The 25,033-nt window shown below is 54.8% G+C and carries 23 protein-coding genes; 5 read left to right on the top strand and 18 right to left on the bottom strand.

The features are described 5' to 3' along the window. Nucleotides 1-47: 47 nt before the first annotated feature. Nucleotides 48-1,088, bottom strand: coding sequence for an anthranilate phosphoribosyltransferase (gene trpD, locus ACEE09_RS06070; protein WP_449083003.1), 1,041 nt, complete (start codon nt 1,086-1,088; stop codon nt 48-50). 237 nt (nt 1,089-1,325) lie between these two features. On the opposite strand from trpD, the gene ctaE reads away from it, so the two are divergent. From ctaE to qcrB, 4 genes are read left to right on the top strand one after another with little or no spacing between them, the layout of a single operon-like run. Then, nucleotides 1,326-1,964, top strand: a complete 639-nt coding sequence (gene ctaE, locus ACEE09_RS06065) for an aa3-type cytochrome oxidase subunit III (protein WP_449083001.1) — start codon at nt 1,326-1,328, stop codon at nt 1,962-1,964. A 50-nt stretch (nt 1,965-2,014) separates the two neighbouring features. Then, entirely contained in the window at nt 2,015-2,809 is a 795-nt protein-coding gene (gene qcrC / locus ACEE09_RS06060; RefSeq protein ID WP_449083000.1) for a cytochrome bc1 complex diheme cytochrome c subunit, read from the top strand. 49 nt (nt 2,810-2,858) lie between these two features. Continuing rightward, entirely contained in the window at nt 2,859-3,950 is a 1,092-nt protein-coding gene (qcrA, locus tag ACEE09_RS06055; protein WP_449082998.1) for a cytochrome bc1 complex Rieske iron-sulfur subunit, read from the top strand. After that, nucleotides 3,950-5,614, top strand: coding sequence for a cytochrome bc1 complex cytochrome b subunit (gene qcrB / locus ACEE09_RS06050; protein ID WP_449082996.1), 1,665 nt, complete (start codon nt 3,950-3,952; stop codon nt 5,612-5,614). Before qcrA ends, qcrB begins: the two co-directional genes overlap by 1 nt. 379 nt (nt 5,615-5,993) lie before the next feature. Here the strand turns inward: qcrB and ACEE09_RS06045 are convergent, their stop codons facing one another. The 5 genes from ACEE09_RS06045 to ACEE09_RS06025 form a co-directional block, all read right to left on the bottom strand. Next, nucleotides 5,994-6,395, bottom strand: a complete 402-nt coding sequence (locus tag ACEE09_RS06045) for a cytochrome c oxidase subunit 4 (protein WP_449082995.1) — start codon at nt 6,393-6,395, stop codon at nt 5,994-5,996. 9 nt (nt 6,396-6,404) lie between these two features. Continuing rightward, nucleotides 6,405-8,105: an aa3-type cytochrome oxidase subunit I gene (ctaD, locus tag ACEE09_RS06040; RefSeq protein ID WP_449082993.1), complete on the bottom strand. Its 1,701-nt coding sequence runs from the start codon at nt 8,103-8,105 to the stop codon at nt 6,405-6,407. An 11-nt stretch (nt 8,106-8,116) separates the two neighbouring features. Further along, nucleotides 8,117-8,986: an aa3-type cytochrome oxidase subunit II gene (ctaC, locus tag ACEE09_RS06035; RefSeq protein WP_449082992.1), complete on the bottom strand. Its 870-nt coding sequence runs from the start codon at nt 8,984-8,986 to the stop codon at nt 8,117-8,119. A 234-nt stretch (nt 8,987-9,220) separates the two neighbouring features. Further along, nucleotides 9,221-9,577: a HesB/IscA family protein gene (locus tag ACEE09_RS06030; protein WP_449082991.1), complete on the bottom strand. Its 357-nt coding sequence runs from the start codon at nt 9,575-9,577 to the stop codon at nt 9,221-9,223. An 85-nt stretch (nt 9,578-9,662) separates the two neighbouring features. Then, nucleotides 9,663-11,057, bottom strand: coding sequence for a M20/M25/M40 family metallo-hydrolase (locus tag ACEE09_RS06025; RefSeq protein ID WP_449082989.1), 1,395 nt, complete (start codon nt 11,055-11,057; stop codon nt 9,663-9,665). Between the two features lie 58 nt (nt 11,058-11,115). Here ACEE09_RS06025 and ACEE09_RS06020 point away from each other — a divergent pair, with 58 nt between their 5' ends. Beyond that, entirely contained in the window at nt 11,116-11,727 is a 612-nt protein-coding gene (locus tag ACEE09_RS06020) for a DUF3043 domain-containing protein (protein ID WP_449082988.1), read from the top strand. Nucleotides 11,728-11,833: 106 nt separating this feature from the next. Here ACEE09_RS06020 and ACEE09_RS06015 read toward each other — a convergent pair whose 3' ends face one another. The 12 genes from ACEE09_RS06015 to hrcA all read right to left on the bottom strand — a co-directional run bounded on the left by ACEE09_RS06015 (nt 11,834) and on the right by hrcA (nt 24,935). Beyond that, nucleotides 11,834-12,919 carry a quinone-dependent dihydroorotate dehydrogenase gene (locus ACEE09_RS06015; protein WP_449082986.1) on the bottom strand — a complete coding sequence of 362 codons (1,086 nt, stop codon included), beginning with the start codon at nt 12,917-12,919 and terminating at the stop codon, nt 11,834-11,836. 45 nt (nt 12,920-12,964) lie between these two features. Next, nucleotides 12,965-13,744: an isoprenyl transferase gene (locus ACEE09_RS06010; RefSeq protein WP_449082984.1), complete on the bottom strand. Its 780-nt coding sequence runs from the start codon at nt 13,742-13,744 to the stop codon at nt 12,965-12,967. A gap of 3 nt (nt 13,745-13,747) precedes the next feature. Continuing rightward, entirely contained in the window at nt 13,748-14,506 is a 759-nt protein-coding gene (recO, locus tag ACEE09_RS06005; protein ID WP_449082983.1) for a DNA repair protein RecO, read from the bottom strand. Next, nucleotides 14,490-16,235 (bottom strand): 2-isopropylmalate synthase, encoded by a 1,746-nt coding sequence (gene leuA, locus ACEE09_RS06000; protein WP_449082981.1) that lies wholly within the window; start codon nt 16,233-16,235, stop codon nt 14,490-14,492. Before leuA ends, recO begins: the two co-directional genes overlap by 17 nt. A 109-nt stretch (nt 16,236-16,344) precedes the next feature. After that, complete coding sequence (locus ACEE09_RS05995) at nt 16,345-17,754, bottom strand: LCP family protein (RefSeq protein ID WP_449082979.1); 1,410 nt, start codon at nt 17,752-17,754, stop codon at nt 16,345-16,347. Nucleotides 17,755-17,906: 152 nt separating this feature from the next. Then, entirely contained in the window at nt 17,907-18,989 is a 1,083-nt protein-coding gene (locus tag ACEE09_RS05990; RefSeq protein WP_449082977.1) for a GTPase Era, read from the bottom strand. A 39-nt stretch (nt 18,990-19,028) separates the two neighbouring features. Next, on the bottom strand, nt 19,029-20,306 hold the full coding sequence (locus ACEE09_RS05985) for a hemolysin family protein (RefSeq protein WP_449082975.1): 1,278 nt from the start codon (nt 20,304-20,306) through the stop codon (nt 19,029-19,031). 3 nt (nt 20,307-20,309) lie between these two features. Further along, nucleotides 20,310-20,816, bottom strand: coding sequence for an rRNA maturation RNase YbeY (gene ybeY / locus ACEE09_RS05980; RefSeq protein WP_449082973.1), 507 nt, complete (start codon nt 20,814-20,816; stop codon nt 20,310-20,312). A 4-nt stretch (nt 20,817-20,820) separates the two neighbouring features. Further along, a complete protein-coding gene (locus tag ACEE09_RS05975) occupies nt 20,821-21,906 on the bottom strand; it encodes a PhoH family protein (protein WP_449083057.1) in 1,086 nt (361 codons plus the stop codon). Between the two features lie 97 nt (nt 21,907-22,003). Further along, nucleotides 22,004-22,762, bottom strand: a complete 759-nt coding sequence (locus ACEE09_RS05970) for a 16S rRNA (uracil(1498)-N(3))-methyltransferase (protein WP_449082971.1) — start codon at nt 22,760-22,762, stop codon at nt 22,004-22,006. Nucleotides 22,763-22,771: 9 nt separating this feature from the next. Beyond that, complete coding sequence (dnaJ, locus tag ACEE09_RS05965; protein ID WP_449082969.1) at nt 22,772-23,896, bottom strand: molecular chaperone DnaJ; 1,125 nt, start codon at nt 23,894-23,896, stop codon at nt 22,772-22,774. A 46-nt stretch (nt 23,897-23,942) separates the two neighbouring features. After that, nucleotides 23,943-24,935 (bottom strand): heat-inducible transcriptional repressor HrcA, encoded by a 993-nt coding sequence (gene hrcA, locus ACEE09_RS05960; protein ID WP_449082968.1) that lies wholly within the window; start codon nt 24,933-24,935, stop codon nt 23,943-23,945. Between the last annotated feature and the right edge of the window lie 98 nt (nt 24,936-25,033).

Raw genomic sequence — 25,033 nt, 5'->3', positions numbered from 1 at the left:
GAAGAAATAAGGTCGGCCCCAGATTCTCTGGGGCCGACCTTTGATATTTATTTACTGTTGCTATAGGAAACCCATCGTTCAAGTACAGCCTTAGCCTTGCCTGTCTCTACTGATCTGCGAGCCTCCTGCAAGGCGTCCTCAAATCGTTCTGCAAAAGGACGGTGATCAACCGGACGGTAGGCAGTAAGACCCGCCGCAGCATTCAGCAGAACCGCATTCATAATAGGGCCACTAGCTCCATCAAGTACCTCATGAAAAACCTGAGCGTTATGGCGGGCATCTCCCCCACGCAAATCATCCAGGCTAGCAAGTTCAATACCAAAATCAGTGGGGGCTAACACATGATGCTCTACTGCCCCCTCGGTGGTCTCCCACACCTGGGATGCGCCAGTAATGGTGATTTCATCCAGGCCATCATTACCTCGGAAAATCAGTGCATGGTCACCACGAGATGCAAATACTGCAGCAATCTTTTCAGCCATTGCAGGGTCAGCTACCCCAATAGCTGAGGAACGTACACGGGCTGGGTTGGTCATAGGGCCAAGATAATTAAAAGCCGTGGGAACACCAAGGGCGCGACGAACCGGCGCTACATACCGCATGGAGGGGTGAAAAACCTGGGCAAAAAGGAAGGTGATACCAGCGGCATCAACCGCTCCGGCAACGTCCTTAACGCTCAAGTCAAGGTTAATGCCCAACTCAGCTAGAACATCTGCACTACCACTTGAAGACGAAGAAGCCCTGTTACCGTGCTTAATGACGGGTACCCCAGCACCGGCAATGACGAGAGAGGCCATGGTCGAAATATTGACAGTATTCTGCTGGTCTCCCCCAGTTCCCACAATATCTACAGCATCCCGGGTTGCCTCAATAGGCTCTGCCTTATCAAGCATTCCCTGAGCTAAGGCTGCTAGTTCTGCAGGAGTCTCACCTTTAACATGAAGCCCAAGAAGGAAAGCGCCTAAAATCGCTTCCGGAGTAGAACCCGACATAATATCTTGCATAGCCCAGGTGATCTGATCTGGAGAGAGCTCCTGCTGAGCTACGAGCTGGTTAAGAATACGTTTCCATGTAATGGTGCCTGTCATAGCTCACATTCTACGGTTCTTTAAGCCTTCGAGCGAGTTCACAAGACACATAGGCCTCATGCCGTCATAACCAGCCCGGCAAAGCTTTGAGTTACGCAAGTTTTACATACAACGTGTCGGCAATACCCTATCAAAACCCGCAGAATAATAGGGTAAACGTCCACAATTTACAACACACCTGCTAGTAAACCCCCTTACCTCTTGGTTCACGGGCAGTTTTACAGACATAATGTCTATGTGACAACTGCAACCCATACCCCCAGTAAGTCGGCGCATACCGCCCTAAATCGACCCAATCAGGTGTCTGTTGGCACCGTTGTTTGGCTCGCCTCCGAGCTCATGTTCTTCGCCGGCCTGTTCGCAATGTACTTCACCCTGCGCGCCTCTCGCCCCGATATCTGGGCCGAGAACACACCGCTGCTTGAAGTCCCTCTCGCTCTGGCCAACACCATCGTGCTGGTACTGAGCTCTGTTACCTGCCAGTTCGGTGTTTTCAAAGCTGAGCAGCTCAAGCCCCGCCGCACCGGTTCCATCTTCAATGTCCGCGAATGGGGCATGGTCGAATGGTTCCTTCTCACCTTCATCATGGGTGCGTTCTTCGTCTCCGTCCAGGCCTACGAATACGCCAACCTTGTCGCTGAAGGTATGACTATCGCATCAAGTGCTTACGGCTCAGCCTTCTACATCACCACCGGTTTCCACGCCCTGCACGTAACCGGCGGCCTCATCGCCTTCTTGCTAATCATCGGCCGTGCCTATGTCGCTAAGCGTTTTGGTCACTACGAAGCAACCTCAGCAATTGTTGTTTCCTACTACTGGCATTTCGTAGACATCGTGTGGATCGCCCTGTTCATCATCGTCTACTTCCTTAAGTAACCGGTAACCGCTAAAAGTAAACCAACTAGCACACACAAAGGAACAACGACGTGAAAGCACTTTCTCACAAGCGACGTCATCCGCTCGCAGCTCTCGTGTTGCTTGCCCTTGCCCTCCTCCTATCTGGTGGCCTCTACGCAGTTGCCACGGCTACTAACGAGGCTCAAGCCGCTACAAGCACCACCTACACTGCAGAAGACATCTCAGAAGGCCAGAAACTCTTTCTCGCCAACTGCGCCACCTGCCACGGCACCAAGGCAGAAGGCTCCGCCGACGGCCCCTCCCTCATCGGTGTAGGTGCCGCTGCTGTTGACTTCCAGGTAGGTACCGGCCGCATGCCCATGCAGATGCAAGGCATTCAGGCCCAGCTTAAGCCCGGCCAGTTCAATGATGAGCAGACTCAGCAACTCGTAGCCTACGTTGCATCACTTGGCGCCGGCCCCACCATCCCCGAGGAAGAATACCTGGATGTTGCCCAGGGCGATGCTGCCAACGGCGCAAAGGTATTCCTAGCAAACTGCGCCATGTGCCACAACGCTGCTGGTGTCGGTGGTGCTCTAACCCGCGGTAAGTTTGCCCCCACCCTCATGGGCGTTTCAGAGAAGCACATCTACGAGGCCATGGAAACCGGCCCGCAGAACATGCCCGTCTTCAACGACGCAAACATCACCCCCGAAGAAAAGCGCGATGTCATTACCTACCTGAAGTCCCAGGAAGTTAACACATCAGTTGGTGGTTTCAAACTGGGATCACTCGGCCCCGTATCTGAAGGTCTGCTCATCTGGACCCTCGGCCTAGTCATCGTCATAGCATTCACCCTCTGGCTCACTTCACGAGCTGCATAAGCTCACCCACACACATAAATTTCGTACCAAGGAAGATTTGAGGCAACACATGGGAAACCATAGTGACGGCGCACATGAAGAAGTCGCCGTAGTTACCTCTGCGGAGGCACACCAGGAGAAGTTCGCTAACCCCGGACTCCCCCCGCATGCCCCCCGACTCACCGACGTCGATACCAAAAAAGCTAAGGGTGCCGAACGACAGGTAGTTCTGCTCTTCGTCATCTCCATGCTGGGCTCCCTGCTTTTCTGGATTGGCTACTTCGGTGTAGAGGTCAGCGGCAACTTCTACGATGTCATGAACCCCGAAGCAAACAATATGCTTCGCCTGCAGAACCTTCTGCTGGGTCTGGGCATCGCTTTTGCCATGTTCGGTATCGGTATCGGTATCGTCCACTGGGCACGCTCACTCATGCCCGACCGCGAGATGGTCGAAGAGCGTCACGCGGTCACCTCTGAAGAGGACCGCGCAGAGGCCCAAGAAATCGTTGAAACCATTATCGAAGAATCAGGCATCAAACGACGCCCACTCCTTCGAAACACCCTCATCGGTTCCCTTATCCTCGCTCCCCTCACCTTCGTCACCCTCTTCCGTGACCTAGGCCCGGCAGACCCCTCAGTACTCAAGTACACCCTGTGGGACGAAGGCGTCCGCTTAGTGCGCGACCCCTCCGGCACCCCCATCAGGGCAGCAGATGTCACCCTAGGCTCTGCCTACCACGTCCTACCCGAAACCCTCTCCAGCCTGACCCACGAGAACGGCTACCTAGAGGAAAAGGCAAAGGCCGTTGTGCTCCTCATGCGCCTGGACCCCGCTGACATCAAGAAAGTCACCCCCGGCCGTGAAAACTGGAACGTGGACGGCATCTACGCCTACTCCAAGGTCTGTACTCACGTAGGCTGCCCCATCGCCCTGTACGAGCAGCGCACCCACCATCTGCTCTGCCCCTGCCACCAGTCAACTTTCGACGCGGCAGAAGAATGCAAGGTCATCTTTGGGCCCGCAGGGCACGCCCTACCCCAGTTGCCCATCGCAGTTGATGCAGAAGGCTACCTGGTTGCACAAAGTGACTTCCACGAACCCGTTGGCCCCGGCTACTGGGAGCGTGCACAGCACATGAAGGAAATGGCAGGTGAAGCATAATGTCAACGTCAATGCAATCTGATTACACGGCAAAAACCTCAACCGGTCGTATTGCCCACTACCTTGACCAGCGTGTTGGTGCTTCAGGTATCGTCAAAGAATTTGGTCGCAAAATCTTCCCCGACCACTGGTCCTTCATGTTCGGTGAAGTCGCCCTCTACAGCCTGGTCATCCTGATCATCTCAGGCACCTTCCTGACCTTCTTCTTCAACCCCACCATGGTGTCAGTAACCTACGACGGTTCCTACGTCCCCATGAAGGGCACCCACATGTCTGCCGCCTACGCCTCCACCCTGGACATCTCCTTTGACGTCCGCGGTGGCCTGCTCATGCGCCAGATTCACCACTGGGCCGCCCTCATGTTTATGATGGCAATGACCGTGCACATGCTCCGCGTCTTCTTCACCGGCGCCTTCCGCCGACCCCGTGAACTGAACTGGGTCGTCGGTTGCACCCTGCTTATCATCGGTATTCTGGCAGGCTTCACCGGCTACTCCCTGCCCGATGACGTCCTCTCCGGTAACGGTCTGCGCATCATCGATGGCATCCTCAAATCAATCCCGCTCGTCGGTACCTACATCTCGCTCTTCTTCTTTGGCGGCGAGTTCCCCGGCACCGCAGTGATTGGTCGCCTCTACACCCTGCACATCATGATTATCCCAGCCATGCTTCTACTGCTGGTGGCTATCCACATGTTCATGGTTGTACTGCACAAGCACACCCAGTACCCCGGCCCCGGCCGCACCGAAACCAACGTCGTTGGCTTCCCCGTCGGACCGGTCTACGCAGCTAAGGCTGGCGGCTTCTTCTTCATCGTCTTCGGTATCATCGCCTTCCTCGGGGCGACCTTTACCATCAACGCGATCTGGAACTACGGCCCCTACGACCCCTCACCGGTACAAGCTGGCACCCAGCCTGACTGGTACGTAGGTTTCGGTGATGGCGCCCTCCGCCTATGGCCCGGCGTCTGGCCCTGGCCCTGGGAATTCGAATTCCTCGGTGGCACCTGGGTGCTCAGCGTCCTGCTGCCCTTCGCTCTCATGGCTGGCTCAGTCATGATGTCTATGGTCTTCTGGCCCTGGATTGAGCAGTGGGTGACCAAGGACAACCGTGTTCACAACATCCTGGACCGCCCCCGCAACGCCCCCTTCCGCACCGGTGTAGGTGTAGCAGGCATCATCGGCTACGCCTCCTTGATGATTGCGGCAAGCTCCGACCTGATCGCAACTCACTTCCACGTCTCACTGAATGACGTCGCCTACTGGCTCCGCTTTACCTTCGTATTCGGTCCCCTCATCGGCTTCTTCATCACCCAGCGCATCTGCCTGGCCCTGCAGCGCAAGGACCGTGAGCTCGTACTGCACGGTATCGAAACCGGTAAGGTCGTCCAGCTCCCCCACGGCGAATTCATCGAGGTTCACAAGCCCCTGGACGAGTACCGCCGCTACGAGCTCGTCTCCTTCGAATCCCCCAAACCCATCCCGGCACAGCCCAATAAGAAGGGTAAGGTAGGTCTAATCGAGAAGACCCGCGCAGGTCTCTCAAAGATCTGGTTCGAAGATCGCGTGGTTGCTGTAACTCCCGCCGAACTCGAAGCCGCTCACCAAGAGTCGCACGGTTCACCTGCGGTTGGCTCTCACAAAGCTGAACCCATCGAACAATAAAATACGGTTGTAGTAAACATGTGGGGCACCCCTGATGGGGTGCCCCACATGCCTTTAAGCAGGACAATCGGGCAAGATGAGAGAGACTGGCTCACGGAGGTGTGCTGAAACCTTGAAAAAAGTATCGAGGAACTCGTCTACGGTTCGGCGTGTTGCCTCAGTAGCGCTGAAGATAGGGCGGACGCTGGTCCTGTGCCGTCCTGTGCCGTCCTGTGCCGTCCTGTGCCGTCCTGTGCCGTCCTGTGCCGTCCTGTGCCGTCCTGTGCCGTCCTGACCCCCACCACTATCTCGTAGCAGCTGCTGGCTGTACACAGCACAGGGGTGGGGCCCCTCTCCCATGGGAGAGGGGCCCCACCCCTGTTGAACCTATAAGGCTGTTTTAGTGGGCGTGGTCGCCGCGGCTGTACTCGTAAACCCAACCCAGCACAGCAGCTGCTGCGAAAGGAATGGCAATAAGGACGATCCACCAGTCAATTGCCAGCCCAACAACAACGATGGTGCAGGCAAGACCGATGAAGAGGGGCCACCATGACCACGGTGAGTAGAAACCGTAGTCACCAGCACCGTCAGCGATTTCTCCGTCAAGATCCTCATAGGGCATCTCCGGGTGCTTCTTATCGGTGAAGCTCAGGAAGTACCAGAGGAAAAGACACATCACAGCAGTTGCCAGAATGGCGGGGAAACCAGCCCATTCGGTGAAGTGAGTCATGAAACCGTAGACGATACCCACAGGAATCAAGAAGATACCGATGAGACCGAAAATCTTTGCAAGAAGTTTCACTGTGGCCTCCTAGCCTGCGGTAGCCTGGCGGGCTGCCGCGGCAATGTCATTGTTGGTGGACAGCTCAGGGTGGTGCAGATCAAGTGCAGGGCGCTCTGAGCGAATACGGGGCAGGGCGGTGAAGTTGTGGCGCGGGGGCGGGCAGGCAGTTGCCCACTCTAGTGAGCCACCGAAGCCCCAGGGGTCATCAACCTCAACGCGCTTGCCGTTGCGGGCAGTGGTGTAGATGTTCCAGAACCAAGGAATCATGGAGATTGCCAGAATCATAGAACCTACAGTTGAAAGCTGGTTCATCCAGGTGAAGCCATCTTCAGGCATGTAGTCTGCGTAGCGGCGGGGCATACCGTCAACGCCCAGCCAGTGCTGGATGAGGAAGGTCATGTGGAAGCCGACAAAGAGTAGCCAGAAGTGGATCTTGCCCAGGCGCTCATTGAGCATCTTGCCGGTGAACTTAGGCCACCAGAAGTAGAGGGCAGCGAACATGCCGAAGACCAGAGTGCCGAAGATGACGTAGTGGAAGTGAGCAACTACGAAGTAGGAGTCAGACAGGTGGAAGTCCAGCGGCGGGGAGGCCAGGATAATACCGGTCAGACCACCGAAGAGGAAGGTAACCAGGAAGCCAATAACCCAGAGCATAGGAGTCTCAAAGGTGATGGAGCCTTGCCACATGGTGCCAATCCAGTTGAAGAACTTCACGCCGGTAGGAATACCAATCAGCATGGTCATGAAAGAGAAGAAGGGCAGCATGACCGCGCCGGTAACGTACATGTGGTGGGCCCACACGGTAACGGACAGTGCTGCGATAGCGATGGTCGCAAAAATCAGGCCCTTGTAACCGAAAATCGGTTTACGGGAGAAGACAGGAATGATTTCTGAGACGATGCCGAAGAAGGGCAGCGCCAGAACGTAAACCTCGGGGTGCCCGAAGAACCAGAAGAGGTGCTGCCAAAGCACAGCCCCACCGTTTTCGGGGTCGAAGATGTGGCCACCGAGACGACGGTCCATACCGAGGGCGAACAGGGCGGACGCCAGCGGCGGGAAGATCATGATGATCAGGATGGAGGTGATCAGGGTGGTCCAGGTGAAGACCGACATACGCCACATGGTCATGCCAGGGGCACGCATGCAGAGGATGGTAGTCAAGAAGTTGACACCACCCATGATGGTGCCGAAGCCCTGCAGAGCTAGACCGAAGACCCAGAGGTCTCCACCCACAGAGGGGCTGTAGGTGGCACTGTTCAAGGGGGCATAGGCGAACCAGCCAAAGGAGGCTGCACCCTGGGGGGTGAGGAAGCCAGCGATAGCTACCAGAGACCCGAACAGGAAGAACCAGAAGGCTAGGGAATTCAGGCGGGGAAAGGCAACATCGGGGGCACCAATCTGTAGGGGCACCAGAATGTTAGCGAAACCGGTGAACAGCGGGGTGCCAAACATGAGCAGCATGAGGGTGCCGTGCATGGTAAAGAGCTGGTTGAACTGTTCCTTGGTTTCGAGGAACTGCATACCGGGAGAGAAGAGTTCAAGGCGCATTAGCAGAGCCATGACACCGGCAAAGCAGAAGAAAATAAACGAAGCGATCAGGTACATGTACCCGATGGTCTTGTGGTCGGTGGACGTCAGCCAGTTGACGATGATTCGCCCCTTGGACTTGGGAACCACCCGCGGAACAACGCTACCGGTTGTCTCATCTGAATACTCAGGAGTAGTCACGGGGTTACCTCTTAGTTCTTGGTGTTCATGTTGGGATTACGGTTGTACTCATCACCCAGACGGCCAATGTTCTCCATATCGCGCAGTGACTGGATGTAGGCGTCGTAGTCTTTCTGGCTGACAACTTCAACGTTGAAGAGCATTTCGGAGTGGTACTCACCGCAGAGTTCAGCACACTTACCCTGGTAGCGTGCGGGCTCGGAACCGGTGGTGAAGTACATGTGGTTAGTCATGCCCGGGATGGTGTCGCGTTTCTCAAGGAAAGCGGGGACCCAGAAGGAGTGGATGACATCACGAGACTTAAGCTGCAAATCGATGGTTGAGTCGACGGGCAGGTAGAGGGTTGGGAGGGTCTCTTCTACCCCGACTTTTCCTTCTTTGTCTAGGCGTGCTTGCACACCAGCGAAGTAGACGTCTTCGTCCAGGTAGTTGAAGTCCCAGGCCCACTGCTTACCGTAGACCTCGATGGTGACGGCTGCGGTCTCAGACTTGGGAGCGGTGATTTCACGCTCGGCCTGGTCTGAGAAAGTGAAGAAGCTGACGATCAGAATAATCGGGATAGCGGTGTAGAAAATTTCTAGCGGAGCGTGGTAGCTCACCTGGCGGGGGTAGCCGGTTTCGTACTTGCGGCGACGGTAGGCGATGATGCACCAGAGCATGAGGCCCCAGGTCACTAGACCTACAGCCAACGCGGCAATCCATGTACCAATCCAGAGGCTCATGATGGTATCGGCGTTATCGGTTACACCACGCTGAGTAGGCAGCCAGCCCACTGATGCCTGTTCTGAACAACCGGTCAAGAGCAGCGCTGAAACGGCGCTGGCAGTGGCTACTGCCTTGCCTTTAAGCCCCATGCTGCTGGTTCGATGCTGCGAACTCACAGACGGCCCTTCCTGTAGCGATGTGCGTGTCACCTGGTGCTGTGTGCGGACAGCCCTAATCCAAGTGATTTTTCTTTCAATACGAGCTTACCCGCAAACGGGTGTTTCTGGTGACAACCTGTCAACGAACTGACGTGTCATTACGTAAGTATTTCACGTTTGAGTAAGCGGAGATAAGAAAGTGGGGGCATGCCGGAGCATACCCCCACTTCAGGGAACTGTTTGAGGCACTTCCTAGTGGAAAGAATCTCCACATGCGCAAGAACCCTGGGCGTTAGGGTTATCAATCGAGAACCCCTGCTTCTGGATGGTGTCTTCGAAATCGATAGTTGAACCATCGAGGTAAGGAACGCTCATACGGTCAACAATCACTTCTACCCCGTCGAAGTCGCGTACTGCGTCCCCATCGAGTACCCGCTCATCGAAGTAGAGCTGGTAAATCAGACCTGAACAGCCACCGGGCTGTACGGCGATACGAAGGCGTAGGTCGGTACGTCCTTCTTGTTCGAGTAAGGAGCGAACCTTCTGCGCTGCTACCTCGGTGAGGTTCACACCGTGGGTGGGAAGTTCATCAAGTACTGCCTCAGACATAAGCAATCCTTTCGTGGGGTATCTTGATGTCAATCTTACGCGTCTTGGGTGCAAGGCGCGAGATGTTCGCGGTCGAGTGAATACCTTAGTGCGCGGTATGAGCTGCTGCCAGCATCAAGGCCTCAGCCAAGATTGCTGTGTGAAAATCTGGGATGAAAAGGGACTCATTAGCACTATGAGCGCGGGTGTCTGGGTCTTCGATGCCGGTGATGAGAATATGAGCCTCTGGGTAGACCTCGGTGAGGGTGGCGATGAAGGGGATAGACCCGCCTAGGCCAGTAGTGACTGGCTCTACTCCCCAGGCTTCTGCCAGGGCTGCCAAGGCTAGTTGGGTTCCACTACCAGTAAGGTCGGCCTGGTAGGGCTGTCCTGAATCTTCGGCCTGATAGGTAACCTCTGCTCCGTACTGGTTGTGCTCTGCGAAGTGTTTGGCAAGAGCACGGTGGGCTGCGGTGGGGTCTTGGCCAGGGGCGAGGCGGACGCTGATGCGCGCCTTGGCTCGTGCAGCGATGGTGTTTGACGATTCGGCAACCGGGGTGATGTCCATACCGATGATAGAGATAGCTGGCTGAGACCAGAGGCGTGATGAGATTGAACCGCGACCTGCTAGGTTCATGCTGTCGAGGATTCCTGAATCGGCACGGAAATCGGCCTCAGGGTATTCAACATCAGGTTCAGGTGCAATCACCAAACCTTCAACTGCAACTGAACCTTGAGAATCATGAAGGGTAGCAAGTAACTGGATCAAGACCGTGTTGGCGTCCAGAAGAGGGCCACCGAACACACCGGAGTGAACAGGATGGCTACTTACCCCTACTGAGATATCACCGCTGACGACCCCTCGCAGGCTTGCTGTTAGGGCAGGTACTCCCCTCTTCCAATTGGCTGAGTCTGCTACAACTATGTAGTCCGCAGCGAGCCTATCGCGGTAGGTCTGCAAAAAGCTCTCGAAACTAGGGGAACCGGCTTCTTCCTCACCCTCAATAAAGAGAGTGACACCGACCTTAAAGTCATCACCTAGTACTTCTCGTGCCGCTGTGAAAGCAGCTAAATGAACAAGGACTCCCGCCTTATCATCTGCAGTGCCACGGCCATAGAGACGATCGCCCTGACGTGTTGCCACAAAAGGCTCAGTATCCCACAAAGAAGGGTCACCGGCGGGTTGAACATCGTGATGGGCATAGAGCAAAAACGTCGGGAAACCTGGTGCAGCTGGCGAATGAGCCACGACCGCAGGCATGCCCTGCTGGCCACCACCATACTCAGCTGAGAGGATTTCAACACTCTCAAAACCAGCTTCTTCAGCAAGTTCTTTCACCTTTTCAGCGCTACGCTGCACTTCAGAAAGATCAAAAGACTCCCAGGCAACCGAAGGGATAGCTACAAGCTCTGCTAAACGCTCAAGCTGAGTCTCAAAATTCTCTTCGATATAGGCGGCCAAAGATGGGCGGGCAGAAAAATCGAAATCATGTGTTGTCATACATCTCAGAATACGCTTCAACTATATATCTACGCATGAACTTGGTTATTCTTAAGGAGTGTTAGGTCGTAATAAGAAATCATCAGATAATACTGGTTCTGTGGTTGCCCAAGCTACCCCTGTAGCAGCCGAAAGCCCTGAACCTCACCAGCCGGGGTACACCGCGCCTAAGGGGCGCCCTACCCCCTCCCGCAAAGAACGTGAAGCAGCCCGTCGCACTCCCCTGGTTCCTGCCGACCGTAAGGCAGCAAAGGACGCTCAGCGTGAGGCCGAGCGTGAGCTACGCGCTAAGCAGCAGCATGCCTTGCAGACTGGCGATGAACGCTTTCTGCCCGTCAACGATCGGGGCCCCCAGCGTCGTTATATTCGCGACTATGTCGATGCTCGTTTCAATCTGGGTGACATCATGATTATCGTCATCTTAGCTGTTTTCATTGTGGGGCTTTTCTCCCCCAACATGCAGCCATACACCAGTTTCTTCATGTGGGGCATGATTCTGCTCTGGGTCATCGACTACATGATTATGTGGCGCGGGCTCAAAAAGAAACTCATCGAAAAGTTTGGCTCCATCGAGCCCCGTTCCGGCTTTTACGCTTTCAATCGCGTGATGATGCTCCGCCGCTTCCGGTTGCCGAAGCCTCAGGTCAAGCGCGGCGAATACCCCAAGTAAAATTACACCGCAGCCCACCCCACAAGAGCTTTGCTCTTAAATTCAAAGGGGCGCTACCTCAATATTGAGGTAGCGCCCCTTTACGTCATGATCTCACGTGTTCAGTCTAGCGGGTTTTCCCCAATTTCAGTAGTCCACGATTGATGTGAGCTGCCCATAGCGGCCCCTCATAGATAAAAGCTGAATACCCCTGCACCAGGCTGGCCCCTGCCTTCAGACGGTCAGCAACGTCCTGAGCTGTCGTCACACCACCTACCGAAATAAGAGCTAATTGATCCCCAACCTTAGCTTTAAGCAGACGTAGAACCTCCAAAGAACGATTCTTCAGCGGCTCACCCGATAGGCCACCAGCCCCAATTTCTTGAATCTTACTCTGAGAACTCACCAGCCCTAGCCCCTCACGGGCAATAGTGGTGTTAGTCGCGATAATACCGTCTAACCCAAGACGGAGAGCCATCGCAGCGACGTCCTTAATATCCTCATCTGCAAGATCCGGGGCAATCTTTACCACCAAAGGCACACGACGGCCCTGTACCACCCGATCAGCCTCAGCACGCACAGCCTCCAGCAGAGGCTCCAGCGTCTCAATGGCCTGAAGATCCCGTAGACCCGGAGTATTAGGTGAACTGACATTCACCGCAAGATAATCAGCCTGAGGCGCAAGAACCCTAGTACTTACCAGGTAGTCCTCGATAGCATCCTCAAGAGCTACCACCTTAGTTTTACCGATATTAACACCAATGATAGGGCGAACCTTACCCCGGTATTCCGCTTCAAGGTCGGCACGAGCTGCCGCAACCCGCGGCCCCACCACCGCCGCCCCATCATTATTGAAACCCATGCGATTAATAATGGCCTTATCATCTACCAGACGGAAAAGACGAGGCTGAGGGTTACCCGGCTGGGCCTGACCAGTAATAGTTCCAATTTCAACATGGCCAAACCCCAGCTGACCCAAAGCCGCAATAGCCGTGCCACCCTTATCAAAGCCAGCAGCAATACCAAAAGGTGAAGGGAAAGAAAGCCCCATCACCTCAGTTGCCAGTGACGGGTGGGGCGCTAAAAAGCGCTCACCCAGGCGTGAAACACCGGTGCGGCGAAGAGTCTGCACCGCCCACATGCCCAGGTGGTGGGCCTTCTCAGCATCCATGGGTTTGAAAAAGAGTGTGAACAGGGTTGGGTAGATCCGCATATAGGGCCCCTTTCTGCCGCGGCTTACGCCTAGTGTGAGAGAAACTTAGGAAGTGGCCACCTTATCAACAGCCCCACCATACCGGCGGTCACGGCAGGCATATTCTTCCACAGCCTGCCAGAGCACAGTCCGATCAACATCGGGCCACAACACGTTCATAAAGACCATCTCAGCATAAGCACTCTGCCACAGAAGGAAATTCGAGAAACGCTGCTCCCCTGAAGTGCGGAGGAAAAGATCAACATCGGGTAGGTCAGGCTCATCCAAGTATTTCTGGAAGGTCTTTTCAGTGACCTGCTTAGGTTTGATACGGCCAGCTGCAACGTCCTCAGCAATCAAGGCCGCCGCGTCCGCAATTTCTGCCCGCCCCCCATAATTGACGCACATAGTTAACGTACACACAGTATTGTGCTTGGTTTCCTCTTCGCACTTTTCAAGGAGCTTGATAACCGACGTCCACAGCCTAGGGCGGCGACCAGCCCAGCGAATCCGCACGCCCCAACTTTTAAGAGTCTCAAGTTGACGCTCTAGAACCTCAGAAGAAAACCGCATAATAAAAGCAACCTCATCAGGGCTACGGCGCCAATTCTCCGTTGAAAAGGCATACGCAGAAACAAAAGGAATGCCCATCTCAATAGCGCCAGCCACCACATCAAGTAAAGCAGCCTCACCAGCACGGTGCCCCTCAGTTCGAGGCAGGCCACGCTCATTGGCCCAGCGCCCATTACCATCCATCACCACAGCCACATGCTGAGGAACAAACTTACGCGGAATCGCAGGAGCTAAAGCACCACTGGGGTGGCTATAAGGCTTCACTGGTGTCATGTACTAGATTTCCTTCTCAAGGGTAGACAGAGTTTTAAGCGGCCGCTCAAGCTGCCACTGCACATAATCAATAATATGCCGTTCTGCCCTTTGCAACAGAGCAGACGACTGCTCAGCCAAAATTCTAGCCCAGTCACCTCTAGCCAAAGCCGCCAAATAGGCAGGTTCTGCAGGCGCTAAAGGGCTCAACCGAGGAAAATCACCACCCCGGGCGCACCCAGTACACACAACCCCCAAGGCAGGAGAAAAATAGGTGAGCTCATCAAGAACACCGCAAACAGCACAAGCACCGATAGCCATACTCCAGCCAGCCCTATGCAAGGCACGCAAAAGATACGAATCAAGGACGCGGTGGGGCGGGTAAACGCCCCGCGCCAAAGCTGACAGCGCCCCAGCTAGAAGCGTGAACTGCTCTTCAAGGCGCTCCTGCTCATGATTGAGTAGCTGCTCCGCAACCTCAGCCACAACAGTCGCTACAGTATAGCGAGTGTAATCGCTGACAATAGGGCCCAGATAGGCCCTGCGAGTTACAACCTGCGAAATCGTAGCAAGATTTTTTCCCGGAACAGCCGAAATATCGACCAGCATAAAAGGCTCAAGCCGGGCCCCAATCTTTGAGCTACTCTTACGCACTCCCCTAGCTACCGCATGCACAACACCATGCTGTCGAGTTGCCAAAATAATAATGCGGTCATGCTCCCCCAAATCCTGGGTGCGCAAAACAATAGCGCTATCACCAATAGCCTTAGTTGTAGACATCATCACGTATCGCACGGTTCACTGCTGAAATCATAGCCTTGAGTGAGGCACGAGTCGTTGAACTATCGATACCAACACCCCACAGAACCCTGCTACCCACCGCTGTCTCAATATAGGAGGCAGCCTGGGCACTTGCTGCAGAAGCCAAGGTGTGCTCCGAATAGTCCAGCACACGGACGTCCACACCCTCCTTAGCCAAAATCGACTGCAAGGCTTCAATCGGGCCACTACCTTGACCCACACGGTTATAGGTATGCCCATCAATATTCAGGCCAACCCGCATAGTAGTTTCCCCATGCTCCTTAGAATCAATAGAGAGCGACTCAATGCGGTACTTACCCCAACGGGAACCAGTCTTATCAGTGGGCAGATACTCATCAGCAAAAATATCCCACAGAGCCTTACTCTCAACCTCGCCACCCCGGGCATCAGTCTGAGCCTGCACGATAGCAGAAAATTCCTGTTGAGCACGCTTAGGCAAATCCAGACCAAAGCTCTTCTTCAAAAGGTAGGCCACACCACCCTTACCCGACTGAGAATTCACACGAATAACAGCCTCATAAGAACGCCCCAAATCCTTAGGATCAATCGGCAAATAAGGAACAGCCCACACCATATCATCGACGGTCTTACCCTGCTCAGCAGCGTCCTTCTCTAAACGCTCAAAGCCCTTCTTAATGGCGTCCTGATGTGAACCTGAGAAAGCCGTAAAAACCAGGTCACCACTGTACGGCGAACGCTCATGCACAGGTAGCTGATTACAGTACTCTACAGTCCGACGAATCTCATCAATATCAGAAAAATCGATTTGAGGGTCAATGCCCTGGGTGTACATATTCAAACCCAAGGTAACCAAATCGACGTTGCCGGTGCGCTCCCCATTACCAAAGAGGCAGCCCTCAATGCGATCTGCACCTGCCAGATAGCCTAACTCCGCTGCGGCAACACCTGTGCCCCGATCATTGTGGGGATGCAAGGAGAGAATGACATACTCGCGATTTGTCAGATGGCGACTCACCCACTCTACAGAGTCAGCGTAGACATTAGGGGTGGCCATCTCAACGGTGGCAGGCAGGTTAATAATGACTTCCTTACCTTCGCCAATACCCAGTTCATCAGTCACAGCATTGCACACCCGTACCGCAAATTCCAGTTCGGTACCAGTAAAGGATTCCGGGGAATACTCGTAGGTAATCTTGGTGTTCCCCGCCAACTGCTCTTCGTATTTCTTGCAGAGACGGGCACCGGTGAGGGCAAGGTCCAAGACGCCGTTCTGGTCCTGGTCAAACACTACACGACGCTGCAGAACCGATGTCGAATTGTAGAAGTGCACGATAGCCTTAGGGGCCCCATCAAGAGCTTCGAAAGTCTTCTGAATTAGATGCTCACGGCACTGCACCAGTACCTGGATAGTCACGTCGTTGGGGATAAGCCCATCTTCAATGAGAGTGCGCACGAAGTTAAAGTCGGTGGCTGAGGCTGAGGGGAAGCCAACCTCGATTTCCTTATAACCCATGGTGACCAAGAGCTTGAACATAGCCAGCTTACGTTCGGTGTCCATGGGATCGATGAGAGCCTGATTGCCATCACGCAGATCCACTGCACACCAGCGTGGAGCAGCAGTCATGATTTTACCGGGCCAAGTGCGGTCTGGGAGGGAGACCTGAATCTGCTGATCAAAAGGCACGTACTTGTGCACGGGCATGGGTGCAGGCTTCTGGAAATTTTTCATCGTACTGACCTTAGATGAGGTGAAAAGTGGCAGCCACGGTATCGTACACGGCCCATCGGTGAAGAACCTGCTAGCAACCGTCCATCACATGAGAATATGGCTAGGATGATTAGTAACTGAAGGACTGCTGACAGGTCACCTGATCGGCGGTCTGACCTGTAACACCCGTGGCAAGTTCACTAGCGGGTGCAGCGATAGTGTCGCTCTCAGCAAGGTCAGAACCCAGGATAAGGCCAATACCAAGGTACTGCTCCGAAGGCGTCAAGGAAGTAATACCAAAGATATCCGCAATAGCTTGAGCCTCAGCCTCATACCCGTAGGGGTAGTAAATGGTTGAAGCAGTGTAAACCGCATCGGAAGATACGACAGTAACCGAGGTAAAGCCTTCCTGCTCAATCTTAGGGGCCAGCTCTTCCGCTCGGTTCTCAACACCGCTAGCATCGGTAACACTCACGCTCAGAGAATAGGTCAGCTCCGCAGCAGGAGCAGACGTCTCACTGACCTCGGCAGGTGCAGGAGAAACTGGCTCAACCAGGGACTCATCATTCTGAAGTTTAGTGAAAAAAGCCTGAGCATCAGCCGAAAGCTGGAGCTTATTGCCATCGTAGAGGTAAGGCTCGTTAGGGACGGTAGCAAAGACCACCTTGCTCAAATCGACCCTGGCAAAAATGGAACCTATACTCACCAAATTACCTAGGTGAGTTAGTTCCTGATCGATAGTGACATTCTGGGTGATTGCCTCAGCAATACTGAGCAACCTCGACGGGTTAGTCAGAGTGCCCTCTGACTGCACCTTACGCAGCAACGAAGCTAAGAAGCTCTGCTGGGCCTGAATACGGGCAGTATCGCTACCATCACCAAAGCCATGACGAGAACGAAGAAAAGCCAGAGCCTGTTCACCCTCAACACTTGATGTACCAGCAGAGAGCTTGAGACCACTATAGGTATCGTCAATAGGCTCAGTTACGCACACCTCAACGCCACCTACCACACTTGATAGAGCCTTCACAGCGTTAAAATCCACCAGCATAAAGTGGTCAATAGCCACGCCCGTCAGGTTGCTAATAGTAGCTACCGTGCACCCGGGCCCACCGCGCTGAAGAGACTCATTAATCTGAGTCTCAGAAGTTGCAGGGTAGGTCTGCCCCGTCGTGGCATCTGTGCACTTGGGGATATCGACCATCAAATCGCGGGGAAAAGAGATAACGTTGACGTTTGAACGGTCCTCACTGACCTGAACCAGCATCATGACATCAGAACGAGCACCAGAAGCTGCATCCTCAGCCGTACCGTAAACGTCATTATTGCCCGCACGGGTATCAGAACCAATAACGAGAATATCAAGAGGGCCAGTGGCAAGATCCGAAGACAACTCACCGATATTAATCTCGGCAGTCTGCACGTTACTGCGCAAACGCATCAGAGCAAAGCCACCAAAAGCAACCACCATAGTGAGCAGAGCAACGCACGAAAGCGCTACCCACTTGACCCGCTGAGACTTAAGAGGCTGGTTGCTCATATGACGCCCCAGGGGCGTAACAACTCGCTGCGAGGGGTGACCCTGTGGCGCCATAAATGCTATCTCCGATTCGTCGACGGTAGGGGGTTCTAACCGATTCTTCAGCCCAGCTTAGCCAAGAAAGCTGAGAAAAACTCCTGATACAAAGAGAATTAGAAACCCAGTTTGCCTAGGGCACGGGGGTCACGCTGCCAGTCCTTGGCTACCTTCACATGAATAGAGAGGAAGACCTTGGTCCCAAGCAGAGCCTCAATGTTCTTGCGAGCAGTTTGGCCGATTTCTTTCAATCGGGCGCCCCGCTTACCAATAATAATTCCTTTTTGGGAGTCACGCTCCACAAAAAGATTGACATGGATATCAAGCAGAGGATTATCGGCGCTACGCCCCTCCCGCAACTCCATCTCTTCGATAGTCACAGCCACCGAGTGAGGCAACTCATCCTGCACACCCTCGAGGGCAGCTTCTCGCACCAGCTCAGCAACAAGGGTAGCCTCAGGCTCATCAGTCAACTCACCGGTAGGATAGAGCGGAGGCGAATCAGGCAGGTAAGAGGAAAGCAGCTTGGCGACCTCTTCTACCTGGTAATCCTTCACCGCAGAAACTGGGATAATATCTGCCCAGCCGCCACGGCCGTCATTAACCGGTGCAGGGGTAGCCTTACCCTGAGTACGGCTAGCAGCCGGGCCGCTCCCCTTACGGAAAGGAAGCTCATCACCCTTCTTCTTCCGTTCCTGACGCTCACGGCGCTGCTTACGAGCAACACGCTCAGCACTCATAATCTCATCACCCAGAGCCGAAACAGCCAAAAGCTGCTCGGTGAGCTGTTCGTGCCCCACCTTATCGGCCTTAGTCACAATAGCAACGATAGGCTTATTCCCCGATGCCGCTAGCTGCTGGGCGATATAACGGTCACCAGGGCCGATTTTCTCATCAGCAGGAATACAGAAACCAATAACATCAACCTCAGAAAGAGTCTGCGCCACCATATCGTTCAAACGCTCACCCAGCAAAGTACGCGGGCGGTGCAGACCAGGAGTATCAACCAGAACTAGCTGGAAATCTTCACGGTGAACAATGCCACGAATAGTATGGCGGGTAGTCTGAGGTCGGTTGGAAGTAATCGCGACCTTCTGCCCGACCAGCGCATTGGTGAGGGTTGACTTACCGGCGTTGGGGCGGCCCACTAGAACGGCAAAGCCCGCAGTGTAGTCCTCGGGGAAGGAAGCAAATTCCATACAGATACTCCAATATCAGGATTAAGTAATGTCTGGGCTTTACTCTACAGGTTGTTGAGGCACAGAGTCTGCCCAAACAGAGAGCGTACCAATCTTATTGCGGCGACCACGAGATCCAATGGCCTTAATATGGATACCCTCAACAACAACTTCACTACCAATAATTGGGACACGCCCCAGGTGCTTAGCCAGCAGGCCACCGACCGTATCGACGTCCTCATCATCAAGCTCAATGCCAAAGAGCTCACCCAACTCCACGATACTCAACCGGGAGCTAATCTTGAAAGTACCGTCATCTTGGAGAGTAATTTCGGGCTTCTCGTTATCGTACTCGTCCGAAATATCACCCACCAGCTCTTCAATGAGATCCTCTAAAGTCACCAGGCCCGCTGTGCCACCGTATTCATCAACGACCACGGCAACGTGGGTAGACTCACGCTGCATCTCTTTCAGCAAATCCATGACACGCTTAGATTCAGGCTCATAACGCACCGGGCGCATCAGCGGAGCAAGGCCCATGCTCTCGGCAGCGGCCCCCGCCTCACGGGAGGCAGCCAGGGCGTCCTTGAGATAAAGTATGCCACGCACATCATCAAAAGACTCCCCCAAGACCGGGATACGAGAATAACCGGACCTCAAAAAGAGGGAAATAGCGTCATCGAAACTCTCCGTCACATCAATGGTGACCATATCGGCACGGGGCACCATAATCGAGCGGATGCGGGTCTCATCAAGTTCAAAGATGGACTGAACCATCTCCGCCTCATCGTCCTCAATTGCCGCAGAGGTGCTGGCACGATCAACGAACTCAAGAATCTCATCTTCGGTAAAAATACCGGTCACCTGTTCAGAATTCTTGGGGCTGACCTTACGCGAGAGCGCAGTCAAAGCGGAGGAAAAAGGGCGGGTTAAAACACCCAAACCATACACCATCCCGGCCATAGCAGAGAAGACCTGAGTATGCTTAGTGCGCCCCACCAAGCGAGGGGCCACACCAAAGAAAGCAAAGACTACAACAGTCATAACCAGCAAGGTCACCAGGACGCTGACCCAGGCGCGGCTAAAGAGATCGTGCACCAGCAAAAAGAAACAAACAACAGAGGACACCTCAGCCAGAACCCGCCACATACGCAAGGACCGGAAATAGGGTTCAGGGTCAGCAAGAATAGCTCGAATATTCTTGTTTTCAGGCTCATTGCCTAACCGCTGAGCTTCAGACCGAGGCAGATAGGTGTAGGAGGACTCAACAGCAGTAAGCAGATAGCCCACCAACACCAAAAGCAGCAGGACGCAGGCCAACACAGCAGAAGAGAGCACCGGTTAGTGCCTCGTCTCTACAGGGGCTGGCCGCCCCAAAAACTCTTCAAGAATGCTGCGTTGAATACTGAACATTTCGGCTTCTTCTTCTGCTGTCCCATGATCAAAACCTAGGCAGTGGAGGATGCCGTGAGTGGTGAGCAGGCAGAGCTCATCAAGGGTGCTGTGGCCAGCGTCCGCACCCTGCCGGGCAGCAACCGGGGGGCACAAGACAATATCACCCAGGACGCCGGTAGCCAGCTCCTCGTTACTGCCGGGAGTGAGCTCGTCCATGGGGAAGCTCATCACATCTGTAGGGCCGGGCAAATCCATCCAGTCCATGTGGATACGCTCCATCTCGCTCTCCCCCACAATGGCAATTGACAACTCGGTCTCAGGCGAAACCTTCATGTGGGCAAAGGCGTGGGCTACCAGCTTTTCAAGGGTGCTTGTATCGACGGCATCAAAGGATTCGCGCACAAAAGCGCTAGTATCTGCAGCCGGTTCTTCAATCTCAAACTCTACGTTCACCGGGCTAGGCCTTCTCTTCAGGAGTAACTTCGATACCTGACTGCTGCAATAATTTCTCAGCGGCAGCCTCAATAGTTTGACGCTTAACCTTGCGGTTGCGGCGGCGCTCCATCGAGTTCTTGGCATCGTCCCACTTATCGTAAGCGCTGACAATATCCGACACCAGGGAGTGGCGTACCACGTCCTCAGCCTGCAGGAGGGCGAAATGAATATCGTCTACCCCTTCTAGAATCTGACGAATCTGCTTCAGACCTGATGCTTGACCACCGGGAAGATCAACCTGGGTTACATCCCCGGTAATCACCATCTTGGAACCAAAGCCCAAACGGGTAAGGAACATCTTCATCTGTTCTACCGTGGTGTTCTGGGCTTCATCCAGAATGATGAAAGCATCGTTGAGGGTGCGCCCGCGCATGTAGGCCAGTGGGGCTACCTCGATGGTCCCAGCTTCCATGAGACGAGGAATCGTCTCAGGGTCCATCATGTCGTGGAGGGCATCGTAGAGCGGACGCAGATAGGGGTCGATTTTCTCGTTCAAAGAGCCAGGGAGGAAGCCTAGGCGCTCGCCAGCTTCAACAGCGGGGCGCGTCAAAATGATGCGATTGACTTCCTTGGATTGAAGAGCCTGCACCGCCTTAGCCATAGCCAGGTAAGTTTTACCGGTACCTGCCGGGCCAATACCAAAAACAACGGTGTTGGCATCGATAGCATCAACGTATGATTTCTGGTTGATGGTCTTGGGGCGAATGTTCTTACCCCGAGAGCTCAGAATGTTCTGGCTGATGGCGGTTGCGGGATGAGAGAGGCTGGCGGTCATCATACCCATGATGCGTTTGACCACTTCACCAGTAACCTGGGTATCTTTTTCTACCAGAATGGTGAGTTCAGCCAGTAGGCGTAGGGTGGTGGCTACGGTTTCTGATGGGCCGGTAACGACCACATCTAGCCCCTTGGGGCGAATTGTCAGACCGGGGAAGGTTTGCTCGATGAGGGTGATGTTTCCGTCGTGGGGGCCAAGTACTGCGACCATTTCTTCGGTTGACCGGAAAGAGAAGGTGCGGGCAACAGAGAGAGGGCGGCTGCTAGCCATAGGTGAGGTAGTCATAGATGCCCGTGCGGGCTGTCAGAGCTCCTTGTGATACAAAGCGTAGGCGGTATTTCTTACTTTACCTGTAGCAGAAGAGGGTTTACCAGCGTTTGAGAGCAAGGTTGAGTGCTGAAATGGCGGCGGCCCCGGCAGTGGAACTGCGGAGGACTTCGGGGCCAAGTAGTACTGTCTGGGCCCCAGCTTCTGCTAGTAGTTCCAGTTCGCGGGGGCTGATGCCGCCTTCTGGGCCAACAACAAAATAGACTTCTTTGACCTGATCGGTCAGGTGCTGGTCCAGGGCCTGCACCAGGCGATACTCAGCCTCTTCGTGCAGTACCAGGAAGAGAGCCTCTGGCCCTAGTTCCTGGGCAAGGGCAGCCAACTCACCGGTAGAATGCTGCTCATAGACCGGGGGCAGCAGGGCCCGGCGGGACTGCTTGGCTGCTGCCTTCACAGTATTCTGCCACTTAGCCCGAGCCTTGACGGCCCGTTCCATCTTCCAGCGCACAATTGAGCGGTCAGCACTCCAGGGCACAATACCGTGGGCACCAAGTTCAGTGGCCATCTCGATAGCCTGGATGTCCCTGTCTCCCTTAGCAAGGGCTTGCACCAGGTAGATTTCTACGCCCACTGAATCTTGGGCAAGTTCATTTACTTCAAGCACAGGGCCGTCTTGGCGTAGCTCAATGACCTGGGTAATTGCCCGGTGCCCTTGGCCGTCTACTAGATCGAGCCCTTCACCGAGTTCCGGGCGTTTAACCAGGGCGTGGTGCCCTTCATCGCCGGTAAGGTGCACTGTGGAACCTGGTGTGAGAGCTGCTAGCTCTTCAGGTTCGATGTAGTAGACAGCGTTGCTCATGGGGTCATCCTATTTGAGGTGGTCTTTCAGACGGGAGAAGAACCCGCCTTGCTTGTGGTTGACGGTTTCGCTTACCTGCAGGTCTTCGCCGCGAAGCTCGGAGAACTGCTTGAGTAGGTTCTTCTGCTCCTCGGTGAGGTTGGTGGGGGTGCGCACTTCAATTTGGACGCGCAAGTCGCCGCGTCCGCCGCCGTGCAGGTGGCTGACGCCCAGGTCTTTGAGGGTGATGACTTCACCGGACTGTGTGCCGGTGGGAATCTGCACTTCTTGGGGCCCATCGAAGGTTTCGAGGGTGATGGTGGTGCCTAGGGTTGCGGCTGTCATGGGCACGCCGACGGTAGCAAGGAGGTCATCGTCTTCGCGTCGGAAGGTGGGGTCGGGGTTGACATGCAGGTCAATGTAGAGGTCCCCGTTGGGGCCTCCTGCGGTACCAGCTTCGCCCTGGCCTGTTAGGCGGATACGGGTGCCGTCACTGACTCCGGCGGGGATTTTCAGGATGATGGTCTTCCGTTCACGCACACGACCTTCACCGTAGCACTCAGCGCAGGGGTGCTTGATGACGGTACCGAACCCGCGGCAGGTGGGGCATTCTACCGGTTGCACTACGGTACCGAGAATCGATTGCACCTGGCGCTGCATATAGCCTTGGCCGTGGCAGGTATCGCAGGTTTCGGGGTGGGTGCCCTCTGCGGTGCCTTCTCCCTTGCAATGGTCGCAGGTGACGGCGGTGTCCACGGTGATGGGTTTTTGGCCGCCAAAGACAGCATCTTCGAGATCGATTTTGACGTTGATGAGGGCGTCCTGCCCCTGGCGTACACGGCTTTGGGGGCCACGGGGGGCTGAGTTGAAGAAGGTGTCGAAGATGTCTTGGAAGCCTCCAAAGCCTCCGCCGAATCCGCCGCCACCAAAACCGCTGGCGGTACCGTTTTCGTTACCGGTCTGGTCATAGATGCGGCGCTTTTCGGGGTCGGAGAGCACATCGTGGGCTAGGGAGACGCGCTTGAATTCCTCGGCGGCTTCTTCCGAAGGGTTGATATCAGGGTGGAGCTGACGGGCCTTCTTACGGTAGGCCTTCTTGATTTCTTCGGGGCTGGCATCGCGGGAGACGCCGAGGGTTTCGTAGTGACTACTCACTGGTTCTCTCTTTCGGTGGACTGGTGTAAAAGGGGCAGGCGCAGGCTTATGCCTGAGCCAAAATCTTAGATAGGTAGCGGGCTACTGCGTTGACCTTGGAGACTGTGCTGGTGTAGTCCATGCGGGTGGGGCCAACGACTCCTACGTGGGCGGCTCCCCCAGGCCCGTAGCTGCTGGCTACCACTGAGGTTTCAGCCAGGGACTCACTGGGGTTTTCAGAGCCGATGCTAACTGCAAAGCCGCGCTCGTCATGCTCCAGGTCGGTCAGTAGTTTAAGGAGGACTACTTGCTCTTCCAAGGCATCAAGCACCGGGGCGATACTGCCTCTAAAATCAACGGTGGAGGCAGCTAGATAGGAGGTGCCTGCAATGAGTACCTGTGATGAGGCGTCTTGGGCGGCAAGGGTCTGCAAGGCCTCCTGGAGGGCACCGTAGAGTGGTGTTTCACTGGCGGACGCTTCTGCGGTGGTGAGATTGTTGAGCGGACGGTGAGCATAGCGGTCAAGGAGGTATTGGCGGGCTACTGTAAGTTCTTCAAGGGTATGGGCCACAGTGAGAGTACGCTGGGTGACCTGGCCAGAATCGGTAATAAGAACCAGCAGCACGGTGGTGCTTGAGAGGGACACCAGCTCGATATGGCGGACGGTGGCAGCCGGGCCGGCAGGGTATTGCACCATGGCCACCTGGTGGGTGAGAGATGAGAGTAGACGCACGCTAGTTTTCATCATTTCATCCACGCTTTCGGCGCTATCGAGCAGGGTATGAATTGCTCGTTTTTCGGCCTCTGAAAGGGGTTGTAGGGATGATATTTGGTCAACGAAGAGGCGGTAGCCTTGGTCGGTGGGGACCCGCCCTGCACTGGCATGGGGTGCTTGAATCAGGCCTTGTTCTTCCAAGGCGGCCATATCGTTGCGGACGGTGGCGCTTGAGACCCCCAAATGGTGCCGCTCTAGTAGGGTTTTAGAGCCAACAGGTTCACGGGTGTGCACGTATTCTTCAACGATGGCTTGTAGGACGTGCAAGCGTCTGGGGTGGTTCACGGCACCTCCTGGGCTCATAGGTTTTCTCTGGGGCGAAGAATATTGCAGAGTTAGGTTAGCACTTGATGGTCTTGAGTGCTAAGTTACCCATTAACTCT

The organism is Rothia sp. 88186D007BW, from assembly GCF_053544215.1.
The sequence above is the reverse complement of the archived record's forward strand: the minus strand, read 5'-3'. Positions and strand labels throughout refer to the sequence as shown.